The 25,304-nt window shown below is 62.1% G+C and carries 26 protein-coding genes and 1 pseudogene; 11 read left to right on the top strand and 16 right to left on the bottom strand.

Annotated features, from left to right (window positions below):
• Positions 1 to 67: 67 nt before the first annotated feature.
• The 4 genes from AC1DNK_RS14455 (at position 68) to AC1DNK_RS14440 (ending at position 2,541) form a co-directional block, all read left to right on the top strand.
• The gene (locus AC1DNK_RS14455; protein WP_477941755.1) at positions 68 to 757 is read left to right on the top strand and encodes an RNA polymerase sigma factor; all 690 of its coding nucleotides are present in this window, start codon (positions 68 to 70) and stop codon (positions 755 to 757) included.
• A gap of 84 nt (positions 758 to 841) precedes the next feature.
• Entirely contained in the window at positions 842 to 1,363 is a 522-nt protein-coding gene (locus tag AC1DNK_RS14450) for a DUF4142 domain-containing protein (protein ID WP_477941753.1), read from the top strand.
• Entirely contained in the window at positions 1,360 to 1,692 is a 333-nt protein-coding gene (locus tag AC1DNK_RS14445; RefSeq protein ID WP_477941751.1) for a cupredoxin domain-containing protein, read from the top strand. Before AC1DNK_RS14450 ends, AC1DNK_RS14445 begins: the two co-directional genes overlap by 4 nt.
• A 174-nt stretch (positions 1,693 to 1,866) precedes the next feature.
• A complete protein-coding gene (locus AC1DNK_RS14440; protein WP_112388517.1) occupies positions 1,867 to 2,541 on the top strand; it encodes a dimethylsulfonioproprionate lyase family protein in 675 nt (224 codons plus the stop codon).
• A gap of 37 nt (positions 2,542 to 2,578) precedes the next feature.
• Here the strand turns inward: AC1DNK_RS14440 and AC1DNK_RS14435 are convergent, their stop codons facing one another.
• From AC1DNK_RS14435 to AC1DNK_RS14400, 8 genes are all read right to left on the bottom strand, one after another.
• Positions 2,579 to 3,187 (bottom strand): alkylhydroperoxidase domain protein, encoded by a 609-nt coding sequence (locus AC1DNK_RS14435; RefSeq protein ID WP_477941748.1) that lies wholly within the window; start codon positions 3,185 to 3,187, stop codon positions 2,579 to 2,581.
• Positions 3,188 to 3,198: 11 nt separating this feature from the next.
• Positions 3,199 to 3,831: a CMD domain protein gene (locus AC1DNK_RS14430; protein ID WP_477941747.1), complete on the bottom strand. Its 633-nt coding sequence runs from the start codon at positions 3,829 to 3,831 to the stop codon at positions 3,199 to 3,201.
• 25 nt (positions 3,832 to 3,856) lie between these two features.
• Positions 3,857 to 4,903 (bottom strand): putative FMN-dependent luciferase-like monooxygenase, encoded by a 1,047-nt coding sequence (locus AC1DNK_RS14425; protein WP_112388520.1) that lies wholly within the window; start codon positions 4,901 to 4,903, stop codon positions 3,857 to 3,859.
• Positions 4,900 to 6,597, bottom strand: coding sequence for a dipeptide ABC transporter ATP-binding protein (locus tag AC1DNK_RS14420; protein WP_477941746.1), 1,698 nt, complete (start codon positions 6,595 to 6,597; stop codon positions 4,900 to 4,902). The genes AC1DNK_RS14425 and AC1DNK_RS14420 overlap by 4 nt, the downstream gene beginning before the upstream one ends.
• Positions 6,594 to 7,496, bottom strand: coding sequence for an ABC transporter permease (locus AC1DNK_RS14415; RefSeq protein WP_477941745.1), 903 nt, complete (start codon positions 7,494 to 7,496; stop codon positions 6,594 to 6,596). The genes AC1DNK_RS14420 and AC1DNK_RS14415 overlap by 4 nt, the downstream gene beginning before the upstream one ends.
• The gene (locus tag AC1DNK_RS14410) at positions 7,493 to 8,437 is read right to left on the bottom strand and encodes an ABC transporter permease (RefSeq protein ID WP_477941742.1); all 945 of its coding nucleotides are present in this window, start codon (positions 8,435 to 8,437) and stop codon (positions 7,493 to 7,495) included. Before AC1DNK_RS14410 ends, AC1DNK_RS14415 begins: the two co-directional genes overlap by 4 nt.
• Positions 8,438 to 8,487: 50 nt before the next feature.
• Positions 8,488 to 10,128 (bottom strand): TIGR04028 family ABC transporter substrate-binding protein, encoded by a 1,641-nt coding sequence (locus tag AC1DNK_RS14405; protein WP_477941740.1) that lies wholly within the window; start codon positions 10,126 to 10,128, stop codon positions 8,488 to 8,490.
• A gap of 248 nt (positions 10,129 to 10,376) precedes the next feature.
• Positions 10,377 to 11,201: a helix-turn-helix transcriptional regulator gene (locus AC1DNK_RS14400; RefSeq protein WP_477941738.1), complete on the bottom strand. Its 825-nt coding sequence runs from the start codon at positions 11,199 to 11,201 to the stop codon at positions 10,377 to 10,379.
• Between the two features lie 102 nt (positions 11,202 to 11,303).
• On the opposite strand from AC1DNK_RS14400, the gene AC1DNK_RS14395 reads away from it, so the two are divergent.
• On the top strand, positions 11,304 to 12,188 hold the full coding sequence (locus tag AC1DNK_RS14395; RefSeq protein ID WP_477941737.1) for an SDR family oxidoreductase: 885 nt from the start codon (positions 11,304 to 11,306) through the stop codon (positions 12,186 to 12,188).
• Between the two features lie 48 nt (positions 12,189 to 12,236).
• Here AC1DNK_RS14395 and AC1DNK_RS14390 read toward each other — a convergent pair whose 3' ends face one another.
• Positions 12,237 to 12,614: a response regulator gene (locus AC1DNK_RS14390; protein WP_112388527.1), complete on the bottom strand. Its 378-nt coding sequence runs from the start codon at positions 12,612 to 12,614 to the stop codon at positions 12,237 to 12,239.
• A 99-nt stretch (positions 12,615 to 12,713) separates the two neighbouring features.
• On the opposite strand from AC1DNK_RS14390, the gene AC1DNK_RS14385 reads away from it, so the two are divergent.
• Together AC1DNK_RS14385 and AC1DNK_RS14380 are read left to right on the top strand one after the other, a co-directional pair.
• Entirely contained in the window at positions 12,714 to 12,959 is a 246-nt protein-coding gene (locus AC1DNK_RS14385) for a response regulator transcription factor (protein ID WP_442208656.1), read from the top strand.
• 129 nt (positions 12,960 to 13,088) lie between these two features.
• On the top strand, positions 13,089 to 13,868 hold the full coding sequence (locus AC1DNK_RS14380; RefSeq protein WP_477941735.1) for a pyrroline-5-carboxylate reductase: 780 nt from the start codon (positions 13,089 to 13,091) through the stop codon (positions 13,866 to 13,868).
• Positions 13,869 to 13,880: 12 nt separating this feature from the next.
• Here AC1DNK_RS14380 and AC1DNK_RS14375 read toward each other — a convergent pair whose 3' ends face one another.
• Positions 13,881 to 14,684, bottom strand: coding sequence for a class I SAM-dependent methyltransferase (locus tag AC1DNK_RS14375; RefSeq protein ID WP_477941733.1), 804 nt, complete (start codon positions 14,682 to 14,684; stop codon positions 13,881 to 13,883).
• Between the two features lie 112 nt (positions 14,685 to 14,796).
• Here AC1DNK_RS14375 and AC1DNK_RS14370 point away from each other — a divergent pair.
• The 3 genes and pseudogenes from AC1DNK_RS14370 (at position 14,797) to AC1DNK_RS14360 (ending at position 17,749) form a co-directional block, all read left to right on the top strand.
• Positions 14,797 to 15,926 (top strand): annotated as a pseudogene (locus tag AC1DNK_RS14370) (ABC transporter substrate-binding protein).
• Positions 15,927 to 15,929: 3 nt separating this feature from the next.
• Positions 15,930 to 16,994, top strand: a complete 1,065-nt coding sequence (locus tag AC1DNK_RS14365) for a FecCD family ABC transporter permease (protein ID WP_442208651.1) — start codon at positions 15,930 to 15,932, stop codon at positions 16,992 to 16,994.
• Positions 16,988 to 17,749: an ABC transporter ATP-binding protein gene (locus tag AC1DNK_RS14360; RefSeq protein ID WP_112388531.1), complete on the top strand. Its 762-nt coding sequence runs from the start codon at positions 16,988 to 16,990 to the stop codon at positions 17,747 to 17,749. The genes AC1DNK_RS14365 and AC1DNK_RS14360 overlap by 7 nt, the downstream gene beginning before the upstream one ends.
• 18 nt (positions 17,750 to 17,767) lie before the next feature.
• Here AC1DNK_RS14360 and AC1DNK_RS14355 read toward each other — a convergent pair whose 3' ends face one another.
• From AC1DNK_RS14355 to AC1DNK_RS14330, 6 genes are all read right to left on the bottom strand, one after another.
• Entirely contained in the window at positions 17,768 to 18,211 is a 444-nt protein-coding gene (locus tag AC1DNK_RS14355; protein WP_112388532.1) for an SRPBCC family protein, read from the bottom strand.
• A gap of 123 nt (positions 18,212 to 18,334) precedes the next feature.
• Complete coding sequence (locus AC1DNK_RS14350) at positions 18,335 to 19,969, bottom strand: FGGY-family carbohydrate kinase (RefSeq protein WP_477941730.1); 1,635 nt, start codon at positions 19,967 to 19,969, stop codon at positions 18,335 to 18,337.
• A 55-nt stretch (positions 19,970 to 20,024) separates the two neighbouring features.
• On the bottom strand, positions 20,025 to 20,753 hold the full coding sequence (locus AC1DNK_RS14345) for an SDR family oxidoreductase (RefSeq protein WP_112388534.1): 729 nt from the start codon (positions 20,751 to 20,753) through the stop codon (positions 20,025 to 20,027).
• 26 nt (positions 20,754 to 20,779) lie between these two features.
• The gene (locus tag AC1DNK_RS14340) at positions 20,780 to 22,039 is read right to left on the bottom strand and encodes a sugar ABC transporter permease (protein ID WP_112388535.1); all 1,260 of its coding nucleotides are present in this window, start codon (positions 22,037 to 22,039) and stop codon (positions 20,780 to 20,782) included.
• Positions 22,036 to 22,854, bottom strand: coding sequence for an ATP-binding cassette domain-containing protein (locus AC1DNK_RS14335; protein ID WP_310290944.1), 819 nt, complete (start codon positions 22,852 to 22,854; stop codon positions 22,036 to 22,038). Before AC1DNK_RS14335 ends, AC1DNK_RS14340 begins: the two co-directional genes overlap by 4 nt.
• Positions 22,855 to 22,921: 67 nt before the next feature.
• Positions 22,922 to 23,968 (bottom strand): ABC transporter substrate-binding protein, encoded by a 1,047-nt coding sequence (locus AC1DNK_RS14330; RefSeq protein ID WP_477941729.1) that lies wholly within the window; start codon positions 23,966 to 23,968, stop codon positions 22,922 to 22,924.
• 272 nt (positions 23,969 to 24,240) lie between these two features.
• Here AC1DNK_RS14330 and AC1DNK_RS14325 point away from each other — a divergent pair, with 272 nt between their 5' ends.
• On the top strand, positions 24,241 to 25,257 hold the full coding sequence (locus AC1DNK_RS14325; RefSeq protein ID WP_477941727.1) for a LacI family DNA-binding transcriptional regulator: 1,017 nt from the start codon (positions 24,241 to 24,243) through the stop codon (positions 25,255 to 25,257).
• Positions 25,258 to 25,304 lie beyond the last annotated feature (47 nt).

The raw sequence follows: 25,304 nt of genomic DNA, 5'->3' as shown, positions 1-25,304 counted from the left end.
AAATCGGCACTCGCGGGAACCTTGCACGCGGCCCAGCATCAAATAAGCTTCCACAAGGAGAAGCCAGATGCAGGCGTTCGAGAATTCACCGCGACGATCCTTTGCCACCGACGAAGTAACACTTGTCCGACGGGCGTCCACAGGCGACGCGCAGGCGATCCGCGAGATCATCCGGTTTCACAATCAGCGGCTCTACCGGCTTGTCCGGGCGGTTCTTCACAGCAATGCGGAAGCAGAGGAAGCGCTGCAGGACACCTATCTCCAGGCTTTTTCAAAGCTTGCCGATTTCGACGGCGCGGCGTCGCTCTCGACCTGGCTTTCGCGTATCGCACTGAACACTGCCTTCATGCGGTTGCGCGCCGAAAAGCGGCTCAAGCGCTCGAGCCCTCCGTGTGGCCAGCCGCAAGCCGAGATCATCGCGCTCCACCCTTCATCATCCACCATCGACCCGGAGCGCGGCATGGCGCAGCGACAGCTTCTTCAGCTCGTAGAGCAGGCAACCGATGCCCTTCCGGAGGACTTTCGCATCGTGTTCGTTGCCCGCGTCATCGAGGGGCTGGATATCGGGGAGACGGCCACGCTGCTCGATATTCCCGCGGCAACGGTCAAGACGCGGCTTCACCGCGCCCGCAAACTCATTCGCAAGCAGCTGGAAGAGCAGATCGGGCCGATCCTGATGGACGCCTTCCCCTTCGCCGGCAGGCGCTGCGAGCGGTTGACCGAAGCCGTGATCGCCAAACTCGGGCTGAAGAACTGACGGGAACCTCTCCGGCGGCGCGGCATCCAATGCTGCGTACGTTGAAACAGGCGCCGGCGATCCCGCCGCGCCAAGGAGATCCCGATGAAAACCTTCATTTCCGCCATCGCTACGAGCTGCCTTCTCCTCGCCGCCGGCCAATCGCTCGCAGCCGACAAGCCGACCGATCCGCAGATCGCCCATATCGCCTATACGGCAGGCGCGATCGACGTGGACGCCGCCAAGCTTGCCCTTTCGAAGACCAAGAACAAGGACGTCGAGGCATTCGCGCAATCGATGAAAAAGGACCATGAAGCGGTCAACGAAAAGGCGCTCGCGCTCGTCAAAAAGCTGAAGGTCACGCCTGAAGACAACCCGACGAGCCAGGCGCTTGCAAAGGCCGCCAAGGAAAAGCAGGCCGAACTCAGCAAGCTGGACGGCGCCGCCTTCGACAAGGCCTACATGGACAACGAGGTTGCCTATCACAAGCAGGTCAACGGCGCGCTGGAAACCGTCCTTATCCCATCGGCAGACAACAAGGACCTCAAAAGCCTGCTCGAAACCGGGCTGAAGCTGTTCCAGGGGCATGAGCAGCATGCCGAGCATGTTGCCATGGAGCTGAAATGATCTCAGTGCCGATGAAGCGCAGAAGCTTCCTGCTGACGGGAGTAGTCGTTGCGGCCGGCGCATCGCTGGCGCGCGCCCATAACGGCAAGATACATGTGGTGGTCGAAAATCTCGCCTTCGCGCCTGCAGACATCGAGGCGAAAGTCGGCGAGACCGTCGAATGGACGAACAAGGATCCGTTCGATCATACCGCCACCGTCAACGGCAGCTGGGAGGTGACCATCCCCGCCGGCCAGAAAGCGACGCACCTCGTCACGGCCGGTGACACGGTGGAATATTACTGCCGCTTCCATCCCAACATGAAGGGGCACATCAAGGTCGTGTCCTAGAGAAAAACACGCCGCCAGGGACGCCTCTGGCGACGTAGCCTTCGGCGAGTGACCATCGCCGTAGCGCGCGCTTGACCGATAGCCGGCATTCGTGTTGATGCAAGGGTTCGAATATCAGAGCCGAGCGAACGGACCGGGCCGAAAAGAGCCGCACCGCGTGGGGACACTTCTCGCATGTCGAAATCCAATCTGAGGCGGGACGCCGACCTTCTGCTGCATCGCGGTTCGCGGGTCGAAGGCGCCTACCCGGTCAGCCGCTCCCGCAGGCCGGTCGAGGTTCAGCGTCTCATCGGTGCGATCGGCAATCTGATGCTTTCGGGCGATACGCCGATGATGGAGAAATTCGTTGCCGGCAAGATCTTTCATCAGCTGCAATACCCCGGTGCCGTTTCCAGCCGGCCCGCCTCGCATCTGCGGCTCGGGCCGCAGTTGCAGTTCGCCCTGCGCCAGCTGACGCAGAAAGGCCGCGCCTTCGCGGAAGTTGCCGCTGCGATCAACGATCTGGCCAAGAGCCTCGATTGGTCCTCGAGCTCGACCGGTCCCTTCGCCAGCATGAATATCGAAAAGGCCCACGCCCATGCCGTCATCGCCGGAGCGGCGGGCCTCGAAGAGCGCGACGATGTCACGCTCGGGCTGACGATCATGGAGCCCTACAGCCGCTTTCCCGATCATGTCCAATACCGTGCCCGGGTTTTCCTGGCGCTGTCGGACTGCGAATTCCTCTGCGACGAAAAAGGCTGGCAGCAGGCTTCGCCGGGGTCCGCCTTCTACAACGAGGCCGGACACACCGTGGCGATGCGCTGCACCTCGCGGCCCCTGCTGGCCGCCTGGTGCCAGATGGAGCGGTAGAGCCCGGCCAGGCTTGCCCGGCCGGGTCCGGCGCAGCTTATGCAGCCGCCGGGGTCGGCTCGCCGAGCGACAGCATCAGGCGGTTCGCCCAGTTGAAAAAGGCGGCGCCGTGAATGGCGTCGGCAATCTCCAGATCATCGAAACCCTCTTCACGCAGACGGGCAATCTCCGCCGGGCCAAAGCGCGGAGGCGTGGCCGTCAAGGCCGCCGAAACCTCGGCGACGGCGTTCCAGCGGCGGCTGCCGAGATCGGCTTCGACACCTTCGTCGAGTAGTCGCTGAACGTCGGCCGTGCGTTTCGAATGATGGGATGCGAACCTCGAATGCACCGAGGCACAGAAGATGCAGCCGTTGCTGCGGGATGCGGCGGCGGCCGAAAGCTCGCGATCGGCCCGCGGCAAGCCAGCGCGCGTGTTGTAGAAGATATCCTTGTCGGTCTTCGTTCTCGCTTCGAGAATTTCCGGATCGCGGGCCAGCAGCATGAAATAGGGAGACTTGGAGCGCGATGCATCGACCAGACCCGCCCAGTGCCGCTCGGTGAGTTCGCTTTCCTCCAGCGGCGTCAGCCACGGCGTCCAGCCGATCTCGGATTGGGTAAATGCGTTGGGACGATTATCGATCTCAGGATGATTGACGGTATCGGTCATGACGTTTCTCCTTATTCCGCTGCCGCACGCGTGACGCTGCCCTCACCGGCCGCGCCGAGCGCGGAAAGGCCGGCAGCAACGCGAATCTGAAACGACAGGAACGCGACGATCTGCGACAGGGTGACGATACCGGTCGTGGTCCAGCCTGTATCAATCAGCTTCTGCAGCGCATCCGGGCTTGCTTCGCGCGGACGGAAGACCAGCAGATGCGTGTGTTCGAGAGCCGCCGACAGCTTGGCGCCGATCACGGCGCGGCTGAAATCCGAGACGGCATAGATCAGGCCCGGGGCATCTTCCGCCGACAGCGGACCGGCCGGATAGCGGCCGTAAGGGCCATTTGCCGCGCCTTTTTCGATCTCTGTCTGGATCGCAGCTGCGAGCGAGGCGCCGCCCTGCAGCTCGGACAAACCACCGGCGTAGAAGGCCGACGCCGTCCCGGAGCGGTGCAGGCCGCTGACGAATGCGGCGATTGCGAGCCGCTCGGCACGCGTTACGTGATCATCGGAAACCGGCTCGAAGAGCGCGAGATAGCTTTTCTGCGCATTCAGCCGCGTCTCCGGACGTTCGGCACGGAGACGGTCGAGAAAAGACCCCTGCTCGATACCGGCTAGCAGATCAATGATATCGGGTGTGGAAGAACTCATGGATTCATACCTTTTCTGGCGGTGATTATGCTGTAGCGAGGCGCCGTTCGTGGGCGGCGGGTCCGCGGCGAACCCAGCCGAGCGCGGGAGCGACCTCGCTGGCGATCAATTCCAGCGAGCGCAGGATGTAGGCGTGTGGCGGATCGACCGAATGGACCTGGAAGACGAGGTCGGTGACGCGTTCCAACGCGGTGTCTGCCTTCAACGACGCGATCACATCGTCGGGCGTACCGACATGCACGTCGAAGGCCCTGATGAGATCCTCTGTCCTGGTGCTTGCGATCTTGTGACCGCTGGCAATGAAGCGCTCGACGCTGCGCTGCAGGCCAATTTCCGCCAGATGCAAAGCCTCCTTGCGATCGTCGGCAACGAACAGGCTGCGCGAACCGAGAATGCGCGGCTGCCGTTCCTTCGGCAGCGCCTTAAGATAGGCGTCGATGATCGGGTTCTGCAGCTCCCAGAGCGTTGCATCCGGCGCCTCTGCCGGCCGGGGCTGGGTGCGCGACAGCATCAATCCGTCACCATCCTGGCCGGCCCGGATTCCGCCGCCAACCGAGAACGTTGCCTGCCACACGCGCTCGAGAAGATGCGGGGCTGCCGGATAGAGATGATTGCCGCCCGTCAGCTCTCGCCCGGCCCAGGCATCTCGCACCGTCGCGAGGCTTTTCGCATAGACGGCAGCGCGATCGCCCGTTTCCAGCCCGAAGGGGAGGAAGGCGGCCGGGGTCCCGCCGGTACCGAAGCCAACTTCGAGGCGGCCGTTCGACAGTATATCAAGCACTGCCGTGTCCTCCGCGACGCGGACAGCACTTTCCATCGGCAATGTTATGACACCGGTTCCAAGCCGGATGCGCGAGGTTCGGGCGGAGAGTTCCGCCAGAAAGATCAATGGCGCAGGAAGACCGCCCTCATCTCCATTGAAATGGTGCTGTGCCACCCATGCCGTATCGAACCCGAATTTCTCGGCATGAATGACCTGCTCGGCGGCCAGCCGGTAGCGGGTCGCAGCATCGGCCTGATCGAGGATACGGCTGAAGAAACCCAGGCGTTTCGGTGCGGTTGATGGCGTCATTGCTGTGTTCCTGTGCTGATCAGGGGAAATGGCTTTGCTGGCAGCCGGTGCTTCTTTCCGGGGATCGCCTCGATGAGTTCGCGGGTATAGGCGCTCTTCGGACTGCCGAAGACATCGCCGACTGCCCCGCTATCGACGAGCTTGCCGCCGCTTAGGACCGAGACCGTATCGGCGATCTGCCGTACGACAGCCAGATCATGCGATACAAAGAGATAGGTCAGGCCGAGCTCGCGCTGGAGCTTGCTGAGAAGAGCCAGAATCTGCGCCTGCACGGTGACATCGAGCGCCGACACGGCCTCATCGAGCACCAGGATCTGCGGGTTCAGAATGAGCGCGCGGGCAATGGCGACACGCTGTCTCTGCCCGCCCGACAGGGCATGCGGGCGGCGGCCGAGGACATCCGGCGGAAGGCCGACTTTCTCGATGATTGCCGCGACACGCTCCGTCCGCTCGGCGCGCGGCACCGGCTCGAAATTCAGCAATGGCTCTTCGACGATCCCAGCGATCGTCTGGCGCGGATCGAGCGAACCGAACGGGTTCTGGTAGACGAGCTGGATCTTCTTGCGAAACAGCCGCAGCGTTTCCCCACTTAGGGTAGAAAGATCGAGCCCATCGACGATGACCCTGCCCGAGCTCGGTTTTTCAAATGCGGAGACGATGCGGATGCTCGTCGTCTTGCCGGAACCGGATTCGCCGACCAGCGCATGCGTCGTCCCGCGCCGGACGCGGAAGGAAACATCGTCGACGGCGCAAAAGCGCGAATAGCCGCCAAGGCCGAAGTCCTTGACGAGGTTTTCGACAACGATGATGTCGTCGCTTTCCGTCGCGGGAGTTTCCTTTGCCACGGTGGCCGGACGCTGCCGGATATTCAGCGACGGCGCATCCGACAACAGCTGGCGCGTATAGGCATTCTGAGGATTGCCGATGACATCCTGGGTGCGGCCCTGTTCCTGGATGCGGCCATGCTTGAGGACAATCAGCCGGTCGGAACGATCGGTGGCGACGCCGAGATCGTGGGTTACGAGAAGCACTGCCGTGCCATATTCACGCCGAAGCTCGTCGATCAGGTCGAGGATGTGCTTCTGCACCGTGACATCAAGCGCGCTTGTCGGCTCGTCCGCGATGATGAGCGACGGCTTCAACGCGATGGCGATGGCGATCAGCACCCGCTGCTTCATGCCACCGGAAAGTTCGTGTGGATATTGCTGCGCCCTCAGCTTCGGCTCGCTGAGCCCGACACGTTCGAGAAGCGCGATCGCCTGCGTATAAGCAACAGGGCCGGAGGCTTCGCCATGAATGGCGAGAATTTCCGCCACCTGCTTGCCGATCGTCTTGACCGGATTGAGCGAATTGCCGGGGTCCTGAGGGATCAGGCTGATCACCGAACCGCGAATACCGTCCAGCCGCCGCTGCGGCCAGCCTGCGATCTCCTGATCGTTCAGGCGGATACTGCCGCTTTCAAGTTTTCCGTTCTCCGGCAGCAGCCCGATGATGGCCTGAGCCGTCGAGCTTTTGCCCGAACCGGATTCGCCCACCAGCGCGACGACTTCTCCCGGGTTGACGTGGAAATCGATGCCATGGACGGCGATGCGCGCGCCGTTCCTGTCGCTGTAGCTGACAGTCAGGCCGGAGACCGCGAGAACAGGAGACGGTGGGACAGCGGCTTTCGGCAGGTCGACAGGCTGGATCGTCATCTCTCTATCCTTCCAAATGCCTGGCTGATGCGATTGACGGAGAGCACCACCAGAACCACGGCGATGCCAGGGGCAGCCGTCAGCCACCAGGCGGTTGCGATATAATTGCGGCCCTCGGCGATCAGCAGCCCCCATTCCGGCGTCGGCGGCGGTGCGCCGTAACCGAGGAAGCCAAGGGTCGAGAGCTGCAGGATTGCCCAGCCGACCTGCAGTGCGGCGAAGGCGATGACCGAGGTCAGGGAGTTGGGAAGCACGTGGCGGATCAGCACGCTGAGGAAGGTACCGCCGCTGCCAAAGGCCGCCTCGACATATTCGCTTCGGCGAACAGTGATGACTTCGGAACGCACGATGCGGGCAAAACTCGCGACCGAGGTAATGCCAACGGCGATCGCCGCGTTGATCGTCCCGAAACCCAAGAGAATGATGATGCTCAGGGAGAGCAGCAGCGCCGGTATCGACAGCAGAACGTCGGCAAGACGCATGATGGCCGTATCCGTGCGCCCGCCGATCGAGCCTGCGAGAACACCGAGCGCTGTACCGGCGAAAAGCCCTATACCGACGGCCGCCAGCGCTCCCGACAGAGAGTGGACCGCGCCGTACACCAGGCGCGCATAAAGATCGCGGCCAAGTGAATCGGTTCCCAGCAGATGCGCGGCGCTCGGCGGCTTCAGTTGCTGCCCTGGCAGACCCTTGATCGGATCGTAGGCGGTGAATAGCTGGGGTGCGACGGCGAAGAGAAGCACGATGATAAGCACCGCGCCCGCCAGCAGAAGGCTGATATCGATCCTCCGGCTGCTTCGGCGCGGCGTGGCATCTTCGACGGTTTGGGTCGGCACCCAATCGTTGGTCTCTGCCGTCTCCAGGTCGAGATGGCGTTCAGCGACATCGAGGCTGGTCATCGAGCGGTCTCCGGCCTTGTTTTGAGCCGCGGATCGATGATCGGATAGAGAAGATCGATCGCGAGATTGATGGTGACGAACGCCGCCGCCGAGAGAACGACGATGGCCTGCAGGACGGCGACGTCCTGAAAATTGACCGCCTGTTCGGTGAGACTGCCGAGCCCGTTCAAGCCGAAGACCGTCTCGGTGATGACGGYGCCGGCCAGAAGCTCACCGAACAGAACACCGGCAACGGTCAGAACCGGCAGGAAGGCGTTCTTCGCCACATGCCGCCACAGCACCCATGCATGCGAGGCACCCTTTGCGCGGGCGACGGCGACGAACGGCCGTGTCTGGACATGATCGATATTGCGCAGCAGGATCTGCGCCAGCGGCGCCGAGATCGGAATGGCGACAGTCAGCACCGGCAGGATCAGGCCCTCCCACGGGCCGGGATTGATGACGGGCACCAGCCGCAGCCGGAACGAGAATATCTGGATCAGCATGATGCCGAGCCAGAAGGTCGGCACCGAAACGAAGAGCGAAGGCACGGATTGGACGACATTACGCAATCTTCCGAAGCCCTGGATGTTGGACAGGATCGCCAGCAGCACCGCGATCAGCGCCGCGACGATGAAGCCGAAGCCAGCCAGCCGGATCGTCGGCGGCAGGCTGGCAGAGAGCTGCGCACTGACGGCAACGCCTGCCTGCAGCGAATAACCGAAGTCACCGGTGAGGAATTTTCCGGCTGTGTGCAGATATTGGCTGACCACGGTCCCGTCGGTCGCATAGGCGGCGCGGATATCGGCGATCTGTTCGGGACTGAGGCCGTATTCCGGATTCTGGAACTTGATAAGAACGGCATCGCCGGGCATGGCCTGCAGCAGCACGAACGAGATCGTGAAGGCCGCCCAGAGCACGAGCAAAGCCTGTCCTATGCGGGATACGATGTAGCGGGTCATGCGGATCCTTTCAGGTGACGGGCGGCCCGGCTTGCGCCGGGCCACGGCCTTCAGTGTTCAGCAAGCCAGGTGTTGTAGAAGCTCGGACGGCCGACAGCTTCGAAACCGACGCCCTGCACATAGGGCGCACCGGCAAAGGCCTGCGGCTCCTCGAAGATCGGGATCGCATAGGCCTGATCGATCACGTAGTTCTGGACCTCGCCGGCGATGGCGAGACGCTTTTCGCGATCGGGCTGCGAGGAAAGCTGCTCGAGGAGACCGTTCAGCTTGTCATCGACGAAGGATTTCACCTTGTCGCTCGGGCCGCCCTTCTGGCGCAGCACGTCGCGGTTCTTCGGGTAATACTGGCTCTTGATGACATCAGGATCGGCCCGGCCAACCATTGCCGGCGACACCGGCGTCTTGGCCGGATCGAGATCGTCGACGGTCTTGCTGCCAGCATCACCCGCCAGCACATTCAGCGTAACGCCGAGCTTTGCCCATTGCTGCGCGACAAGCTGCAGCGTTGCCTTGTTCTGCGGCTGCGGCGGCGATTCATAGGCGGTCAGCACCAGCTGCTTTCCATCCTTCTCGCGGACGCCATTGGCGCCGACCTTCCAGCCAGCTTGATCCAGCAGTTCGGTGGCCTTGGCTGCATCGTAGGTCAGCTTCGGCGACAGATCGAGATAGCCCTGCGCCGTCGATGCGATGATCGACTTGGCCTGCGGATAGTTGGCCGAGAACAGCGTCGATATGATTTCCGCGCTATTGGTACCGTGAAGCAGCGCCTGACGGACGCGGACATCGGACACCAGTGGATTGTCAGGGCGGAAGACGACGCTGTTGTTCACGCCGCGCGTCGGTGCTGCATAAATCTTGTAGCCCTGGCTCTCGACCTGTTCTTCATCATAGGCCTGCACCTGGCGAATGAAATCCGCCTGGCCCGAGAGCAGCGCACCGATGCGCACGCTGTCTTCGCCGGTAATGATGTACTTGATGCCGTCGAGATAGGCTCGGCCTTGATGCTCCTGCGTTGCCGGACCCCAAGCGTAGTCGTCGCGGACCTTGAGGTTCAGCTCCTTGCCGAGGGTCTCGCTGTCAACGACGAACGGGCCGGAACCGACGATCTTCGTCGCGTCACCCAGCTGGTCGAAAGGCAGCGCCAGCGTCTTCAGCGATACCAGGCCGGAGCCGATTACCGACGTGCCCTGCAGGAAACCTGGGGACGGCTTCTTGAAATAGAACTTGACGGTCAGGGGATCGACGACCTCGGAACGGTCGTAATTGTTGATGACTTCCGAGACCGGCTGCTTCAGCTCCTTATTGCCGAGACCGAACGTATCGTAGTTCTTGGCGACTGCGGCCGCGTCGAGCGGCGTGCCGTCAGAGAAGGTAACACCCTTGCGAAGCTTGAACGTATATTCGGTGGCCTCGGCGTTGACGGTCCAGGATTCGGCAATCCACGGCTCGATCTCAAGCGTCTTCGGATTCTGATAGGTGAGCTTGTCGGTGATCTGATTGAGCACGCCACCGTTCGGATAGAAGCCGCCGGCCGGCGGATAGAGATTGGTATGCGGCTGCTGCTCAAGATAGATCAGCGTGCCGCCCTGAACCGGTTTGGCTGCCTCGTCTGCCACAGCCGCCAGTGCCGTAAACGACACGGACAGGGTGCTCGCAAGAAGCAGGGTTTTAATCGTCGCCGTAAAGCTCATCTGTTGTCCCTCAATAGCTGATGGTGACAACGGTAGCGGCATATAAATTTAGTATATAGAATTAGTATTCTATTTTCGGGACGCACACCGGAAATTCTGTGGCGCCCGCCGCGGGCAGCACTTAAAAATTGCTCTGGCAGCTTTGGATCGACCGCAAGGACGCTGCCTGCCCGGCATCATCAGGAGCCAAACTATTCGTTCTGCGGTTCGAGGCGTTGCCTTCAAAGACCCGCGAAAGTCCGTATCGGCTATTCCTTCTCACTTGCAAGCTTGCGGATCTCGGCCGCGGTCGCAGGATCGACCGGATTGTAGATCACCAGCCCGAGATCCGGCCTGCCATCGACGGCAAAGGCGGAATATTCGAGATCGATCGTTCCCAATTTCGGATGTTTCAGGCGCTTGACGCCATCGCCGTGCACACGCACGTCGTTTTCCTGCCAGAGCCGCTCGAAATCCGCGCTGACGGCACTCAGTTCCTCGACCAGCTTGCTGACTTCAGATCCTGCGCCGGCCCGCGCGACATCCGCCCTGAAGGCGGCAACCACGAAGCGGGCAAGCGTTTCCCAATCATGCTGCTTGGCGCGGATCGCCGGGTTGGAGAATATCAGCCTGAGGATATTGCGCTTCTCCGGCGCGATCGTGCCGTAGTCGGTTAGCACGACGGCGGCAGCGCGGTTCCATGCGACCACATCCCACATCGCGGTCTTTATCAGCGCAGGGCTTGCCTCAAGCGAATCCAGCAGGCGTTGCAGCCGCGGGGTCACGCCTTCCGCCGGCTTGTAGCGCACTTCCGGTGGCCGCCCCAGCCCGAGCATGAAGAGGTGCTCGCGCTCCGGCTCTGTCAGCATCAGCCCGTTGGCGATCCGATTGAGGACATCCGCAGACGGCGCCCCGCCGCGGCCCTGCTCCAGCCAGGTGTACCAGGTCGGGCTGATATTGGCCCGCTGCGCCACTTCTTCACGGCGCAAGCCGGGCGTCCGCCGCCGGCCCGACAGGCCGAAAGCGGACGGATCGAGTTTCACACGGCGGTCTCTTAGGAAGGCTGCAAGCGTGCCCGGCGTGTTGATCGGCATGGAGATCCTGTTAGCTATTATAATAGGATAAAGTCACTACTTTAACAGGATGGACTCTAGCCGATATTCTCTTCGGAGTAAAACACGCAAGGAGACATTGCTGTGCGCATTTTCTTGACTGGAGCAACCGGCTTTATCGGCTCGGCGCTGGTGCCGGAACTCATTGGCGCGGGCCACGAGGTCATCGGCATGACGCGATCGGACGAAGGCGCGCGCGTGCTCGAAGCCGCAGGCGCTAAGGCCTACCGCGGGACGCTCGAGGATCCCGAAAGCCTTCGCAAGGGCGCCCTGGAAGCGGATGGCGTGATCCACACCGCATTCGATCACGATTTCTCGCGGTTTGCCGAAAATTGCCAGAAGGATGCCCGTGCGATCGCCGCGTTGGGTGCGGCACTTGCCGGGTCGGATAGGCCGTTGATCATCACCTCGGGCACCGGCATGGGCAATGCCGAGTTCGGCGAACTGGGAAGCGAGGACGTGTTCAACACCAGCCACCCCAACCCGCGTGTCGCGTCCGAGCTTGCAGGGCAGACGCTGCTGGATGAGGGCACCAATGTTTCCGTCGTCCGGCTTCCGCAGGTGCACGACACGTTCAAGCAGGGGCTCATCACCCCCCTGATCGAAATCACCCGTCAGAAGGGCCTTGCAGCCTATGTCGGCGAAGGACGCAATCGCTGGCCGGCCGGGCATCTGTCGGATGTCGCCCGTCTCTACCGTCTGGCGATCGAGCGAGCCGAAAGTGGCGCGCGCTACAACGCCGTCGCCGAAGAGGGCGTGGAGGCACGCGAGATCGCCGAGGCGATCGGCCGCGGCCTCAAGCTGCCGGTCAGATCGATCTCCCGTGAGGAAGCCGCAGCGCATTTCGGATGGCTGTCGATCTTCACCACGATCGACTTCCCGGCATCGAGCGCCAAGACGCAGGCCGTGCTCGGATGGCGTCCGACCGGACCGTCGCTGATCTCCGATCTCAACGCGATGCAGTACTAAGGATATAAGCGGGCGGACGCCATGAATGGCGCCCGCCCGCTGTTTTGATCACAATGCCGCCGCGCGGATCACATGCCCGCGCCGCCAATCGTCCGCGGCTTGCAACGCCGACTGGATCCGCTCGTCGGTAAACGGCTTGCCGACCACCGCGAAGGCGCCATCAAAACCCTGCGAGACCGCCTGCGGAGAGCCGGTCACGAAGATCACGCTGATCCCGAAACGGTCGATCAGCCGCCGGGCGAGTTGCGTTCCGCTTGTCCCGTCCGACAGACCGACATCGACAAGTGCGGCATCGGCCCGAGGCGCGAAAGCCAATGCCTGCTCGATCGTCGAGGCCGGGCCAAGCGCGCGATGACCGGCCTCGACGGCAATTCTTTCCAGTTCCAGGGCGATGAACCCTTCATCTTCGACAATCAAGACGTTCATGAATCTATCTCCTCGCGTCACGAAGAAATTGCTCTGCCAAAGACGTTTTCAAGCGGGATCACGATGTTTTTCGCCGATCGTGAATGCATCAGGATTTCGATGCCGAAGGCTGCAATCCGGGAGACGAAATCCCATATAAAGGGGATGACGGCTCAGGTTACCAAACGGGAAAAGGAAATTCTCACGCTGATGTGCGCGGGAAAGACGGCGCAGGAAATCGCCCTCATCCTCGGATGTTCGGTGCACACCGTCCGCACCCATATCGAGGCGCTGAAGACGAATTTCGCGGTCTACAAGGACACTGCGCTGGTGGCCGCCGCTTTGCGGCAGGGCGTCATCGACTGACGAGGCCTCGACGTCACTCACACAAATATCTGAAAAATGAGGACTATTCTCGGACAGGGCCGCCATCGGCCCTTTTGCGATCAAAGCGCTCCCCCTATGATCTCGAGATCAGAGGCTGCGGAGTGTGACATGAAAGCGAAAAGCATAGGCTTCGTCGGTACCGGCGCGATTACGGAGGCGATGGTCAGAGGTCTGCTCAGCGAACCCGCCTATCCCACCGAAGTCCATCTCTCGCCCCGGAACGCAGAGATTGCCGCAAGGCTGTTCAGCGAGTTCGCGGCCGTCAGCGTTGCGCCCGATAATCAGACCGTGGTCGATCGCAGCGATCTCGTGGTCCTCGCGATCCGCCCGCAGGTTGCCGAAGCCGTCATCGGCGAACTGACGTTCAAGCCAGGGCAGTCGGTGGTCAGCATCATCGCCGCCACCGAGCGCGAAGTCCTGTTGAAATGGATCGGCACCGATATCCATCTGGTGCAGGCCATTCCCCTGCCCTTCGTTGCCGAGCGCCAGGGCGTGACCGCCATCTATCCTCCGGACCCCGCCGTCGCTGCCATGTTCGACGCGCTTGGCAAGGCCGTCCAGTGCGAATCCCGCAAGGAATACGATCTGCTCGCTGCGGCAAGCGCGTTGATGTCGACCTATTTCGGCATCATGGAATTCGCCACTGGATGGCTGGAAACCAACGGACTGGAGCGGACGAAGGCCCGCGCCTACCTCGCGCCGCTGTTCGAGAGCTTAGCGCGGCGCGCCAACGGCCCGCATGCCGGCGATTTCAACGCCTTGAGCGAGGAATTTGCCACCAGAGGTGGATTGAATGAACAGGTTCTCCGCGACTTCGACGCCGATGGCGGCAAGACCGCTTTGACTGCAGCACTCGACCGGGTCTTTGCCCGTATCGAGGGCCGGTAACCGGACGTCTGCTCAGAAAGGCTTTTCGCAGCAGATGGCATAGCGATGCTGCAGCCCGCGTGCGGCCGCTTTCAGGATATTCCAGTTGGCGGCCTGCGCCCTGTGTACCTGCCGCAGATCCCGGTCGATCTCGATACGCTGAAAGCCGGCGGCCGCGAGCAAGGCCGCGACCTCATCGGCTCTCGCCCCGCCTGAGAAATAGACCTGCCGGAGAATCTCTTCGTGCTTGCGGGCGAGCTCCGGCGGCGCGTGCTTCGGGTCGGTCCGCAAGAGCCCCACCTTCTCCAATATGCCCGCCAGCTTCTTGAGCAGCCGTTCGGCACGGCCTGTGTTGACGAAATCGCCATCGACGATCAGCAGGCGGCCGCCGGGCTTCAGCACGCGCAGCCACTCGCGAAAACAGCTCTCCGGATCGATCAGCGTCCAGACGAGATGGCGCGTGATGACCACATCATAGGCGGCATCCGGCTCCATCGTGTGCTCGGCATCGGCGATGCGAAAACGGATGTCGCGGCCGCGCTGCCGGGCCTTGGCGCGCGCCCGCTCCAGCATGGCTTCCGACCAGTCGAGACCCGTTACCTTGTAGCCAGCGTCGTCCATCAGATGCGAGATCACCGCGGTACCGCTGGCAAGGTCGAGCGCGCTGCGGCCGTCGCCGGGACCGAGATGCTTGGCGATCAGATCGCGCCAGGCGCGGCGCTCGTCCTCGGAAAAAATCTCATGCCCGGGCGAGGCATCGAAGGTGGCAGCCCGCGCCGACCAGTAAGCCTTGATCTCCTCCTTCAGGTGATAGTTGGTGCCATTCACTGTGCTCATTCCGGTTCTGCCGCTCATCCGTTCTCAGTCTTGAATTGCTCTAAAAGATAAAACTTGACTATTGCAATCATAAAATAATAGAGCCCCCTAGATTTTCACGGGGGACCACTCAATGCACATTCAATCCAAAGCCGCAGGCCTCTCTGCAGCATTGCTGCTTGCCACCGTCTGGCCGGCACTTGCCGAAAAGATTTCGTTGAAGGACGTAACCGGCCGCGACGTCGAGGTCGAGGTTCCCGTCAAGCACGTCATTCTCGGCGAAGGACGGCAGATCTACTTCCTGGCGGCGCTCGACAAGACCAATCCGTTCGAACACATCGTCGGCTGGCGCGACGATCTGCCCAAGGCAGATCCGGAGACCTACAAGGCCTATCTTGCCAAGTACCCTGACATCGCCAAGCTGCCGACCTTCGGCGGCATGAAGGACGGCACCTTCGACATCGAACAGGCCGTCACCCTGAAGCCGGATGTCATCCTGATGAACGCCGACGCCAAGACGGCCACCGAGGAAGCGGGCTATATCGAAAAGCTCGCCAAGGTCGGCATTCCGCTCGTCTATGTCGACTTCCGCGAAAAGCCGATGGAAAACACCGAGCCGAGCATGCGCGTCATGGGCAAGCTGATGGGCAAGGAGCAGCTGGCAGAGGATTTCATCAAGTTCCGCGCTGACTCCATCAAGGTCGTGACCGACAAGTGGAAGCGGCCAAGCCCGCCCGCCCCGTTGTCTTCGTCGAGCGTGCAGGCGGCTACTCCGACGATTGCTGCATGTCGTTCGGAAACGAGAATTTCGGCAAGATGGTCGAGATCGCCGGCGGCACCAACATGGCGAAGGATATTATTCCCGGAACCTTCGGCACGGTAAACCCGGAGCAGATCGTCGCTTCGAACCCGGATCAGATCATCGTCACCGGCGGCATGTGGGAAGCCTTCGTTCCAGGCGGCGCTTGGGTTGGCGTCGGCTACGGCGCCGATCTGACCGAAGCCAAGCGCAAGCTCGAGGCCCTGACCAAGCGCCCGGCCTTTACCGGCGTCAAGGCCGTCGAAGACGGCAATGTCCATGCGATCTGGCACCAGTTCTACAACAACCCCTACCAGTTCGTCGCCATCCAGGAGATCGCCAAGTGGCTGCACCCAGATCTCTTCAAGGACCTGGATCCCGAAGCGACCTTCAAGGAGTTGCATGCGCGCTTCCTGCCGCTCGACTACAAGCCCGGCTACTTCGTCTCCCTGAAGGGCGAGTAACCGATGGCCGGGACGGCTCTTACCGCTGACATCGCAGGGCGGGAGCGCTATCGCGCTCTCGCCTTCCGCCGGATCGTCATCCTCGTTCTATTGACGGCAGCACTCTGCGTCAGCGTCGCCGCCGACATGGCACTCGGTCCGGCGAATTACGAAATCCGCCAGGTTCTTCTGGCCCTGTTCAACCCGGAAGTCGCCGGCAACCAGCTAAGGGTCGTCATCTGGGATATCCGCATGCCGATCGCCTTGATGGCGGTCACCGTGGGTGCGGCCCTTTCCGTTGCCGGCGCGCAGATGCAGACCATCCTGTCGAACCCGCTGGCCAGCCCCTTCACGCTCGGGATTTCCGCGGCGGCAAGCTTCGGCGCAGCACTGGCGCTGGTAACAGGTGTCGCCGTCTTTCCGGCGGCCGTCCAGTATATGGTTCCGATCAACGCCTTCCTGATGGCGATGCTGGCATCGCTCTTCATCTATTTCGCATCAACAATGCGCGGCGTCAGCGTCGAAACCATCGTGCTGCTCGGCATCGCGCTGGTATTCTCCTTCAACGCCGCCTTGTCACTGCTGGAATATCTCGCCTCGGAACAGGCTCTGGCAGCGGTGGTCTTCTGGACGATGGGCAGCCTGACGAAGGCGACATGGGCAAAGGTCTACGTCACGGCCGCCGTGCTCGTCGTGACAGTGCCGCTCTTCATGCGCGATGCCTGGGCGCTGACGGCATTGCGGCTCGGCGACGACAAGGCGGCCAGCATGGGCGTCAATGTCCGCCGCTTGCGCCTGCAGACGATGCTGACCGTCAGCCTGCTTGCCGCCATTCCGGTCTCCTTCGTCGGCACGATCGGCTTCATCGGTCTCGTCGGTCCACATATCGCCCGCATGGTCGTCGGCGAGGACCAACGCTTCTTCCTGCCTGGCTCGGTGATCTGCGGCGCGCTGCTGCTGTCGGCGACATCGGTCGTCAGCAAGATGCTCATTCCGGGAGCGATCCTGCCGATCGGCGTGATCACGGCGGTGGTCGGCGTTCCCTTCTTCTTCGCGCTCATCTTCAGCAACAGGAGACGGTCTTGGTAGAGCTGGCACTCAGAGACGTCGGCGCCAATTATGGCCGCGTCACCGTTCTGTCGAAAATCGGCATTGGTACGCTCGAAAGCGGCAGCCTGACGGCCGTCATCGGCCCGAATGCGGCGGGCAAGTCAACGCTCTTCAAGCGCATTGCCGGATTGATATCGGGGCCCGGCGTGGTCGAGCTGTCTGGCACCGAACGCGGAGACCGGGCTGTCTGCTACATGCCGCAGGATACCGGCGCGAACGCCGTGCTGACCGTCTACGAGTCAGTGCTGCTTTCGGCAAAGCAGGGCGGCGGATGGCGCGTCCAGGACGGAGAACTCGATGAGATCGACGCGATCCTGAAGGCCCTGAGGATCGATGACCTTGCCTTCCGGGGACTTGGCGAACTTTCCGGCGGCCAGCGCCAGCTGGTATCGCTGGCGCAGGCGCTGGTCCGCAAACCCGAAGTTCTCTTGATGGACGAGCCGACCTCGGCACTCGATCTGCATCGCCAGATCGAGGTTCTGGCTTTCGTCGAAGGTCTGGCAAGCCGGACGGGGATGATCGTGCTGATCGCCCTGCACGATCTCAATCATGCGCTGCGCTATTGCCACAACACGATCGTGATCGCCAATGGCGCGATGGCGACGAGCGGTCCGACCCGCGACGTCATAACCTCAAACATGCTGAAGGACGTCTACAAGGTCGAAGCGCGGATCGAGACATGCTCCCGCGGCCACCCCTTCATCCTCGTCGATGGAACGGTTGCCGCAGGCTGATGCTTTGGGCCGGATCCGTCAGTTCCGGATATCGGGCTCGACCAGCCGGGCGAGGTTCTTCAGCGATTCCTGCCAGCCGAGATAGCAGGCTTCGGCCGGGATGAGATCGGGAACGCCCGCCTGAGTGATATCGACCTCGGTACCAACAGAAACCTTTTTCAGGATGACGGTGACTTCCATTTCACCGGGCAGGTTGGGATCGTCGAAAACATCGGTGTAGCGAACACGTTCGCCGGGCACGAGCTCGCGATATTCGCCGCCGAAGGCATGGCTGTCGCCTGTCGTGAAGTTGCGGAATGACATTCTGAACGTACCGCCGACAGACGCTTCCAGATGATCGACCGTGCAGGCGAAGCCGTTCGGCGGCAGCCACTTGGCAAGCGCGTCGGCCTCGATGAAGGCGCGGTAGATCTTGTCGGGACTGGTCGCCAGGACACGGTGCAGACGGATGGTGCTCGGCATGGTGTTCTCCTCCTTGCTGATGGAATGGACATCCCAAGGACGAACATGCCTTCAACGATCCGACACGTCACCGGCATTTTTCCGAAAAATTCGGCGTAATCGTGCTGCCCACGGGCCGGGACGTCAGGAATCCCGCAGTTTGCGCGAGAGCGTCTGCAACTCTTTGAAGCCGTCATAGCGTTTCAGATGCAGCCCGGCGATGTCGCCACCCGCCGGTGCGAATGTCTGCTCGACGGAGGAGAGGCTGGTCATTGCCTCCGCCACATCGGCAAACTGACCACCGGCCACGGCAGCGAGAATGGCAGCGCCAAGCAGCACCGGCTCCCCGGCTTTCGTGGCCACGACCGGTTTGCCGCTCGCATCGGCCAGCAACTGGCGAACGAAATCGTGCTGGCCGGCGCCGCCGCTGACGACGATGTTGTCGACGGTGACGCCCGCATCGGCCTGTGTGTCGACGATCTGCCGCAGCCCGTAGCCGATGCCGCAGAGGCCTGCGACGTAGAGAGCAACGAGACTATCGATATCCCGCTCCATGCCGAGACCGGCAATGACGGCACGGGCATGCGGATCGGCGAAGGGCGCGCGATTTCCGAGAAATTCCGGAACGACATGCAGACCAGTGGCAAGCGTGACGGCACCTGAAGCACTGCCCGCCCTTTCGGCTGCCATATCGGCCAGCAGCACCGGAAGCGGAATACCGGCGCGCTTAGCAATATCCTTTGCCTCGCCGGCGGCCGGATGAAAGGCGAGCAGCTGGTCGATTGCCGCGCCCGCAGCACTCTGACCGCCCTCGTTCAACCAGAGCCGGGGAACCATCGCGGAATAGTAGGGACCCCAGACGCCCGGCACGAAGGCAGGCTCCGATGTCGATGTCATCGTGCAAGAGGATGTGCCGAAGACATAGGCGAGATTGGTCTGCGGCCCGCCACCGATCCCGACAGTGCCGATCCCGCCGGCATGCGCATCGATAAGACCGGCCGCAACCGGCGTCCCGGCGAGTAGCCCAAGCTCCTCTGCAGCTGCAGCCGTCAAGCCTTGACCCAGCGCCGAGCCGGGCTCGACGATCGTCTGGCCGATACGGGCAAAGCCTTCCGCGGCCAGCTCGCCAAGACCGACCTGCTCGAAATATCCGGCGTCCCAGCGCTGCTCATGGGCCAGATAGGTCCATTTGCAGGTGACCGTGCAGGTCGAGCGCGCGATATCGCCTGTCGACCGCCAGGTGAGGAAATCGGCGAGGTCGAAAAACTGCCATGCCGCGTCGAAGACCTGCGGGCGGTTTTCCTTGAGCCAGAGCAGCTTCGGCGTTTCCATCTCGGGCGAAATGCGCCCACCGACATAGCGGAGCACATCGTGGCCGAGCGCGTTGATGCGCTCCGCCTGAGGAACGGCCCGGTGATCCATCCAGACGATGATGTTGCGATCCGGATCTTCCGACGGCCCGACCGGCAGCGGCCTTCCGCCCTCACCAAGCACCACCAGCGAACAGGTCGCATCGAAGCCGAGACCGGCGACGGTCGCGGCATCGATACCTGCAATGGAAACGGCTTCGCGCACGGCCGCGCAGACTGCGGCCCATATTTCCGTGCTCGACTGCTCGACGATCGAACCCGGCGCATGGAACAGCGTGATGTCCCGCTTGGCCGATGCCAGCATCCGGCCGGTGAGGTCGAAAATGCCGGCGCGGGCGCTGCCGGTGCCGACATCGACGCCAATGACATGTTTGCCACCCGCTTGCGGCGTGTGAGATGTGTCGCTCATGGTCTCTCGTTTCAATCTGGCAGGAACAGGGGCAATCGGGACGGCGTCGTCAATCTCAGAGATCGACGCTGTTCGGCAAGATCACCAGATCACGGATCGTTACGTTGCGCGGACGCGACAGCATGAAGAGCACGGCATCGGCCACTTCCTTCGGCTGCATCAAGCTGCCATTGGCCAGCGCATCGTCGAGCTTCGCCTTTGGCCAGTCGTCGAGCAGAGCCGTGACCACCGGCCCCGGCAGGACGGCGCCGACGCGAACGCCGTGCGGCGCCACCTGGCGGCGGGTGGAGTGGACGAAGGCCTGAACGGCGAATTTCGAAGCCGTATAGATCGGCTCCCAGACCACAGGCACGACGCCGGCGATGGAACTGGTAAACAGGATGTCGCCGGACTTTTGGGCAATCATGTGCGGCAGCACGGCATGAACCGAGCGGAAGGCCGCGTTGATATTGAGGTTCAGCATCCGGTCCCAGGCATCAGGATCACCTTCCGCCACCGGGCCGCCGATATAGGCGCCGGCATTGGCATGGAAGATATCGAGACCTCCGGCGATCTCTAGGATCCGTGGCAGCATGCCGGAGACCTGCTTGCCGTCGAGAAGATCGACGACGAGTGGCAGGGCGCCTTCACCGATCTCCTTGCACAGCGCCTCAAGCTTGTCCGCGGCGCGATCGACGAGCACGACGGTTGCGCCTTCGGCATGGAGCGTGCGGGCACATTCGAGCCCGATACCCGACGCGGCACCGGTGATGGCGGCAACCTTGCCCTTCATGAGTTCAGTCATGGAAATACTCCTTCATAAAATGCGGATCAGGCGCGTCCATGGCTGACACGGGAGCGGCGGGCGAGCGAATCGACGATGACGGCGATCGCAAGAACGGCCCCTGTTATCATGTAGCGCAGCGACGAGCTGAGATTGAGAAGCGTCAATCCGTTGGAAATCGCCTGGATCACGATGATGCCGAGCAGAGCGGAATAGGCGCTGCCGCGTCCGCCGAAGAGGCTGGTACCGCCGATGACGGCTGCAGCGATGGCGTTGAGGTTGACGTCGCCAGTGCCGGCCTGCTGGCTGGAAGAGGCCAGCCGCGAGGCCGAAAGGATGCCGCCGATCGTCGCCAGCGTCGAGCAGAGCATGAAGGCGCTGAGATAGATACGGCGGACATTGATGCCGGCGCGGCGCGCCGCTTCCCGGTTGCCGCCGACGGCGAACATCGAGCGTCCCCACTGCGTCCGCGTCAGCGCGTAGTTCAGCACGACGGCAATCAGGACGAAGAGGCCGAACATCCACGGCACGCCGCGGCCGAGATTGAGATAGTAGGCGGCAAATTCGAGAGCGGCGGTCAGCACGGCGGCCTTGATCACCAGCGCGCCGAGCGGCTGCTGGGAGAGATTGACCGACTGACGCTGCTGGCGTTTGCGCATACCGTTCACGATCAGCACCAGACCGGGCAGAAGCGCCAGCAGATGCGAGAGCCAGAAGGGCATGACGAGGATCTGGCCGAAGCGGACCAGCGGCGAGGCGAAGGGCAGATTGATACTGCCTGTCGGCCCGAGGATATAGAGCTGCATACCGAGAAGCGCGAGCAACCCGGCCAGCGTCGCAACGAAGCTCGGCATGCCGAGCCTGTTATAGAGAACCGCATAGAGCGCACCGACGACCATGCCGGCGATAATGGCAACGATGATCGCCAAAGGCAGCGGCCAGCCGGTATTGACCCAGAGGACGCCGAGGATTGCCGACGAAAGGCCGCTCATCGATCCCACGGAGAGATCGATTTCGCCGAGCATCAGCACGCAGACGATGCCGAGCGAAATGACGCCGACCGTCGCACAGTCGAACAGCAGATTGACAAGATTGTTCGGCGCCAGGAAGATCGGGTTGAGGATCGAGAACACCGTCGAGATGACGATCAGGCCGACGGCGACCGGCAGCATGCCGAGATCGCCGGAGCGCACGCGGTCGAAGAATGCCTTGATCATCGCGCCGATGCTGTCGTCGTGCCGCACACGCTCGTCGCTGCGATCAAGTGTGGCAGCCGGCGCAAGTGTATTGGATGGTTTCTGGCTCATGCCGGGCTCCCGCTGTTTTCCTGGGCTGTGCTGCTCTTTCGTTCGAGCCGCCGGGATACGGAATTTTCGGTCGCACCCGTGATCGAGGCGACGAGTTCCTGGTTGGAAGCATCAGGCGTGAAGACGCCGTTGTTGCGCCCGAGGCGAAGCACGACGATCCGGTCGGCAACCGCACGCACGTCTTCCATATTGTGGCTGATGATGATGACGCCGAGGCCACGCTCGCGGACGCGCTCGATCAGGTTGAGAACCTCGGCCGTCTGTGCGACGCCGAGTGCGGCGGTCGGCTCGTCGAGCATGATGATCTTCGGATCGAGCAGCAGCGAGCGGGCAATCGCCACCGTCTGGCGCTGGCCGCCCGACAATGAGGCGATCGGCTCCCGGACCGAGGGAATGCGGGCTGCAAGTTCGCGCAGCAGCGTCCAGGCACGCACTTCCATCGCCACCTCGTCGAGGCTCCAGGGCGACAGCTCGTGGCCGAGGAAAAGATTGGCGACGACGTCGAGGTTTTCGCAGAGCGCCAGGTCCTGGAAGACAGTTGCGATACCGAGCTCAAGGGCTCGGCCCGGGCTGTCCAGCGTCACGGTCTGGCCGCAGAATTCTATCGTTCCGGATGACGGCTGATGCACGCCGGCCAGAACCTTCACCAGTGTCGACTTGCCCGCGCCGTTATCGCCGACCAGCGCCACGACCTCACCGGCCTTGACCTCGAGTTCGATGTCGGTCAGCGCCGAGACCGCGCCGAAATTCTTGGAAACATTGCTCAACCGGAGGATCGTTTGTCCCTTCTCCGGCATGCCCTTATCGGTAACCATGGCTGAAGCCCTTCTTGCCCGGGAAACCTCCGGCCGCCATCAACGCGGCCGGAGAATATAGGCAGATTTAGTTGGTGATGCCGAGCTTCTTGCAGCCGTCGGCATATTCGCCGGTGCAGATCTGCTCAGCCGTCTGGATCTTCTTGTCGAAGATTTCAGCCTTGATGTTCTCGGCTGTGACGACAGCCGGAACAAACAATTCGGACGGCGTCTTGTAGAGCGTCGTCTTGGCTTCAGGCGTTTCACCCTTCAGCATCTGCACGGCAACCTTGGCAGCAGCCGCGGCAACCACTTCCGATGGCTTCGAGATCGTGTTGTACTGGTCACCGGAGATGACGAGCTGCAGTGCAGCGATCGTCGCATCGTTGCCCGTCACCGGCGGAACCGGCTTCACGCCAGCAGCCTTGAAGGCAGCAATCGCACCGCCGCCGGTGCCGTCGTTGGCGGCAACGACGCCCTTGATGTCAGCGCCGAAGCGGGTGATCTGGCCTGCAGCCCATTCCTGAGCCTTCGGCGGCGCCCATTCCGGCGTATCGTATTCGGCAAGCGTCTTGTAGGCAGATTCCTTTAGGCCACGATGGACGCCATCACGAATGAGGCCTGCTGCGGCGTCTGTCGGCGAACCGTTGATCTGCAGAACGCCGGCGCCATCGGCCACACCTTCCTTCTTCAGGTGTTCGACCAGCGACTTGGCGATCGCGTAGCCGATACCCTCGTTGTCGAAGGAGACGTAGAAATCGGCCGGCTTGTCGGGGATCGGACGGTCATAGGCGATAACCTTGACGCCCTGCGACTGGGCGATCTCGACGAGACCAGCAGCGGCGGCGGAATCAACCGGATCGAGCACGATTACCTTGGCGCCCTGGGCGATCACCGAATTGAACTGCTGCTGCTGCAGCGAGGCATCGGCATTGGCGTTCTGATAGACGACCGTGCACTTGGCGCAAAGCTTTTCCATCTCGGCCTTGAAGCCTGGGAAGTCGTGCTGCTCGTAGCGCGTCGACGCCTGGTCAGGCATCAGGAAAGCGACGGTCGAAGTTTCCTGGGCAAAGGCCGTACCGGCAAATCCCATCGCGATGGTCGCCGACGCCATAAGCAAATTGTGATATTTCATTCTCTCCTCCTTGGTGTGTTCAAAGACAGGCCCAGGCATTGCCGCCGGTCACCGCAGCCGCCCTCTCCTCGCCACTGCCCATCGCTGCCATCAAGACGGCAAGCGACGTGCCCCGCAAAGACCGGGCTATCCGCAGATTCTTAGAAAATACCTCCCTGCGCCAGCACGAGGCCAGCTTGTAACATCGATTGCGCAAGCTTGCTCAATCGATGAAGCAAGAATTGCCACTTCTTCAGTTTGATGTCAAGTTGGCCAAAATGGAGAAACCAATTTTGAATCACGTAAAGCAGGCCAAGAGGACAACGATTTACGATCTGGCGGAGCTTGCCGGCACATCCGCCAGCGCCGTCAGCGCCGTCCTCAACGGCAATTGGAAGAAGCGCAGGATCAGCAGCCAGCTCGCCGAAAAGATCATGAAGATAGCCGAGGAACAGGGCTATGCGCTCAATATGCAGGCGAGCCTGCTGAGGCGCGAAAAGTCCCACATCATCGGCATGATCGTTCCGAAATACGACAACCGTTACTTCGGCTCGATCGTCGAGCTTTTCGAGGACATGGCGCGCGCGCGCGGGCTTTTTCCGATCATCACCTGTACCCGCCGCGACCCCGAACTCGAGATCGAGGCCGCCCGAACCATGCTCTCCTACCAGGTCGAATGCCTGATCGCGACGGGTGCCACCGACCCGGACAGGATCACGGAGATGTGCGCCGCAGCCGGCGTCCGCAGCCTCAACCTCGACCTGCCCGGAGCGCTCGCCCCCTCGATCATATCGGACAATTTCGCCGGCGCCCGCGAACTGACCCGGCGCATTTTGGTGAATTGCGAACGGCGGCTCGGAAAGAAGGGCCCGCTGCTCTTCATCGGCGGCCGCGGCAGCGATCACAATACGGCCGAACGTATCCGGGGTTTTCGCGCCGCCCATTCCGATCTCGGCCTCGCCGTTGCCGAGGAACATATCCTTGCCTGCGGCTATGCGCCGGAGAAAGCCGAGAAGGCACTGGACGATCTTTCGCTCAAGGGCGATACCAATGTCGGCGGCATGTTCGTCAACTCGACCATTTCGCTCGAAGGCGTCATGCGCTGGGTGCGCCGCTCCGGACACCTTAACGACGACAGTCTCGTTCTCGGCTGCTTCGACTGGGATCCCTTCGTCTCGCTGCTCGGAAACGAGATAGAGATGGTGCGGCAGGACGTGCCTGAGATGCTGAAAAAGGTGTTCGAAGTCATCGAATCGGGCGTCAACAAGCCTGTCGTCATTCAGGTGCCGCCGCTCATTCCGCAAATGTAACGGCGCAATCCGCGCGGGGAGGTCGCCCCGCGCTTTCTGCCGCAGGC

Source organism: Rhizobium sp. 01N424, from assembly GCF_056399485.1.
Note: the sequence above shows the minus strand (reverse complement) of the source record. Positions and strands in the feature narration are given on the sequence as shown.

What these genes read in the sequence shown, in the direction of transcription:
- AC1DNK_RS14385 (WP_442208656.1), top strand. Translation starts at nt 12,714, where the DNA reads ATGCCGAAGGCTGCAATCCGGGAGACGAAATCCCATATAAAGGGGATG.
- AC1DNK_RS14375 (WP_477941733.1), bottom strand. Translation starts at nt 14,684, where the DNA reads ATGAGCACAGTGAATGGCACCAACTATCACCTGAAGGAGGAGATCAAG.
- AC1DNK_RS14420 (WP_477941746.1), bottom strand. Translation starts at nt 6,597, where the DNA reads ATGACGATCCAGCCTGTCGACCTGCCGAAAGCCGCTGTCCCACCGTCT.
- AC1DNK_RS14355 (WP_112388532.1), bottom strand. Translation starts at nt 18,211, where the DNA reads ATGCCGAGCACCATCCGTCTGCACCGTGTCCTGGCGACCAGTCCCGAC.
- AC1DNK_RS14380 (WP_477941735.1), top strand. Translation starts at nt 13,089, where the DNA reads ATGAAAGCGAAAAGCATAGGCTTCGTCGGTACCGGCGCGATTACGGAG.
- AC1DNK_RS14435 (WP_477941748.1), bottom strand. Translation starts at nt 3,187, where the DNA reads ATGACCGATACCGTCAATCATCCTGAGATCGATAATCGTCCCAACGCA.
- AC1DNK_RS14390 (WP_112388527.1), bottom strand. Translation starts at nt 12,614, where the DNA reads ATGAACGTCTTGATTGTCGAAGATGAAGGGTTCATCGCCCTGGAACTG.
- AC1DNK_RS14425 (WP_112388520.1), bottom strand. Translation starts at nt 4,903, where the DNA reads ATGACGCCATCAACCGCACCGAAACGCCTGGGTTTCTTCAGCCGTATC.
- AC1DNK_RS14335 (WP_310290944.1), bottom strand. Translation starts at nt 22,854, where the DNA reads ATGGTTACCGATAAGGGCATGCCGGAGAAGGGACAAACGATCCTCCGG.
- AC1DNK_RS14330 (WP_477941729.1), bottom strand. Translation starts at nt 23,968, where the DNA reads ATGAAATATCACAATTTGCTTATGGCGTCGGCGACCATCGCGATGGGA.
- AC1DNK_RS14405 (WP_477941740.1), bottom strand. Translation starts at nt 10,128, where the DNA reads ATGAGCTTTACGGCGACGATTAAAACCCTGCTTCTTGCGAGCACCCTG.
- AC1DNK_RS14365 (WP_442208651.1), top strand. Translation starts at nt 15,930, where the DNA reads ATGGCCGGGACGGCTCTTACCGCTGACATCGCAGGGCGGGAGCGCTAT.
- AC1DNK_RS14345 (WP_112388534.1), bottom strand. Translation starts at nt 20,753, where the DNA reads ATGACTGAACTCATGAAGGGCAAGGTTGCCGCCATCACCGGTGCCGCG.
- AC1DNK_RS14400 (WP_477941738.1), bottom strand. Translation starts at nt 11,201, where the DNA reads ATGCCGATCAACACGCCGGGCACGCTTGCAGCCTTCCTAAGAGACCGC.
- AC1DNK_RS14430 (WP_477941747.1), bottom strand. Translation starts at nt 3,831, where the DNA reads ATGAGTTCTTCCACACCCGATATCATTGATCTGCTAGCCGGTATCGAG.
- AC1DNK_RS14455 (WP_477941755.1), top strand. Translation starts at nt 68, where the DNA reads ATGCAGGCGTTCGAGAATTCACCGCGACGATCCTTTGCCACCGACGAA.
- AC1DNK_RS14440 (WP_112388517.1), top strand. Translation starts at nt 1,867, where the DNA reads ATGTCGAAATCCAATCTGAGGCGGGACGCCGACCTTCTGCTGCATCGC.
- AC1DNK_RS14450 (WP_477941753.1), top strand. Translation starts at nt 842, where the DNA reads ATGAAAACCTTCATTTCCGCCATCGCTACGAGCTGCCTTCTCCTCGCC.
- AC1DNK_RS14445 (WP_477941751.1), top strand. Translation starts at nt 1,360, where the DNA reads ATGATCTCAGTGCCGATGAAGCGCAGAAGCTTCCTGCTGACGGGAGTA.
- AC1DNK_RS14350 (WP_477941730.1), bottom strand. Translation starts at nt 19,969, where the DNA reads ATGAGCGACACATCTCACACGCCGCAAGCGGGTGGCAAACATGTCATT.
- AC1DNK_RS14415 (WP_477941745.1), bottom strand. Translation starts at nt 7,496, where the DNA reads ATGACCAGCCTCGATGTCGCTGAACGCCATCTCGACCTGGAGACGGCA.
- AC1DNK_RS14340 (WP_112388535.1), bottom strand. Translation starts at nt 22,039, where the DNA reads ATGAGCCAGAAACCATCCAATACACTTGCGCCGGCTGCCACACTTGAT.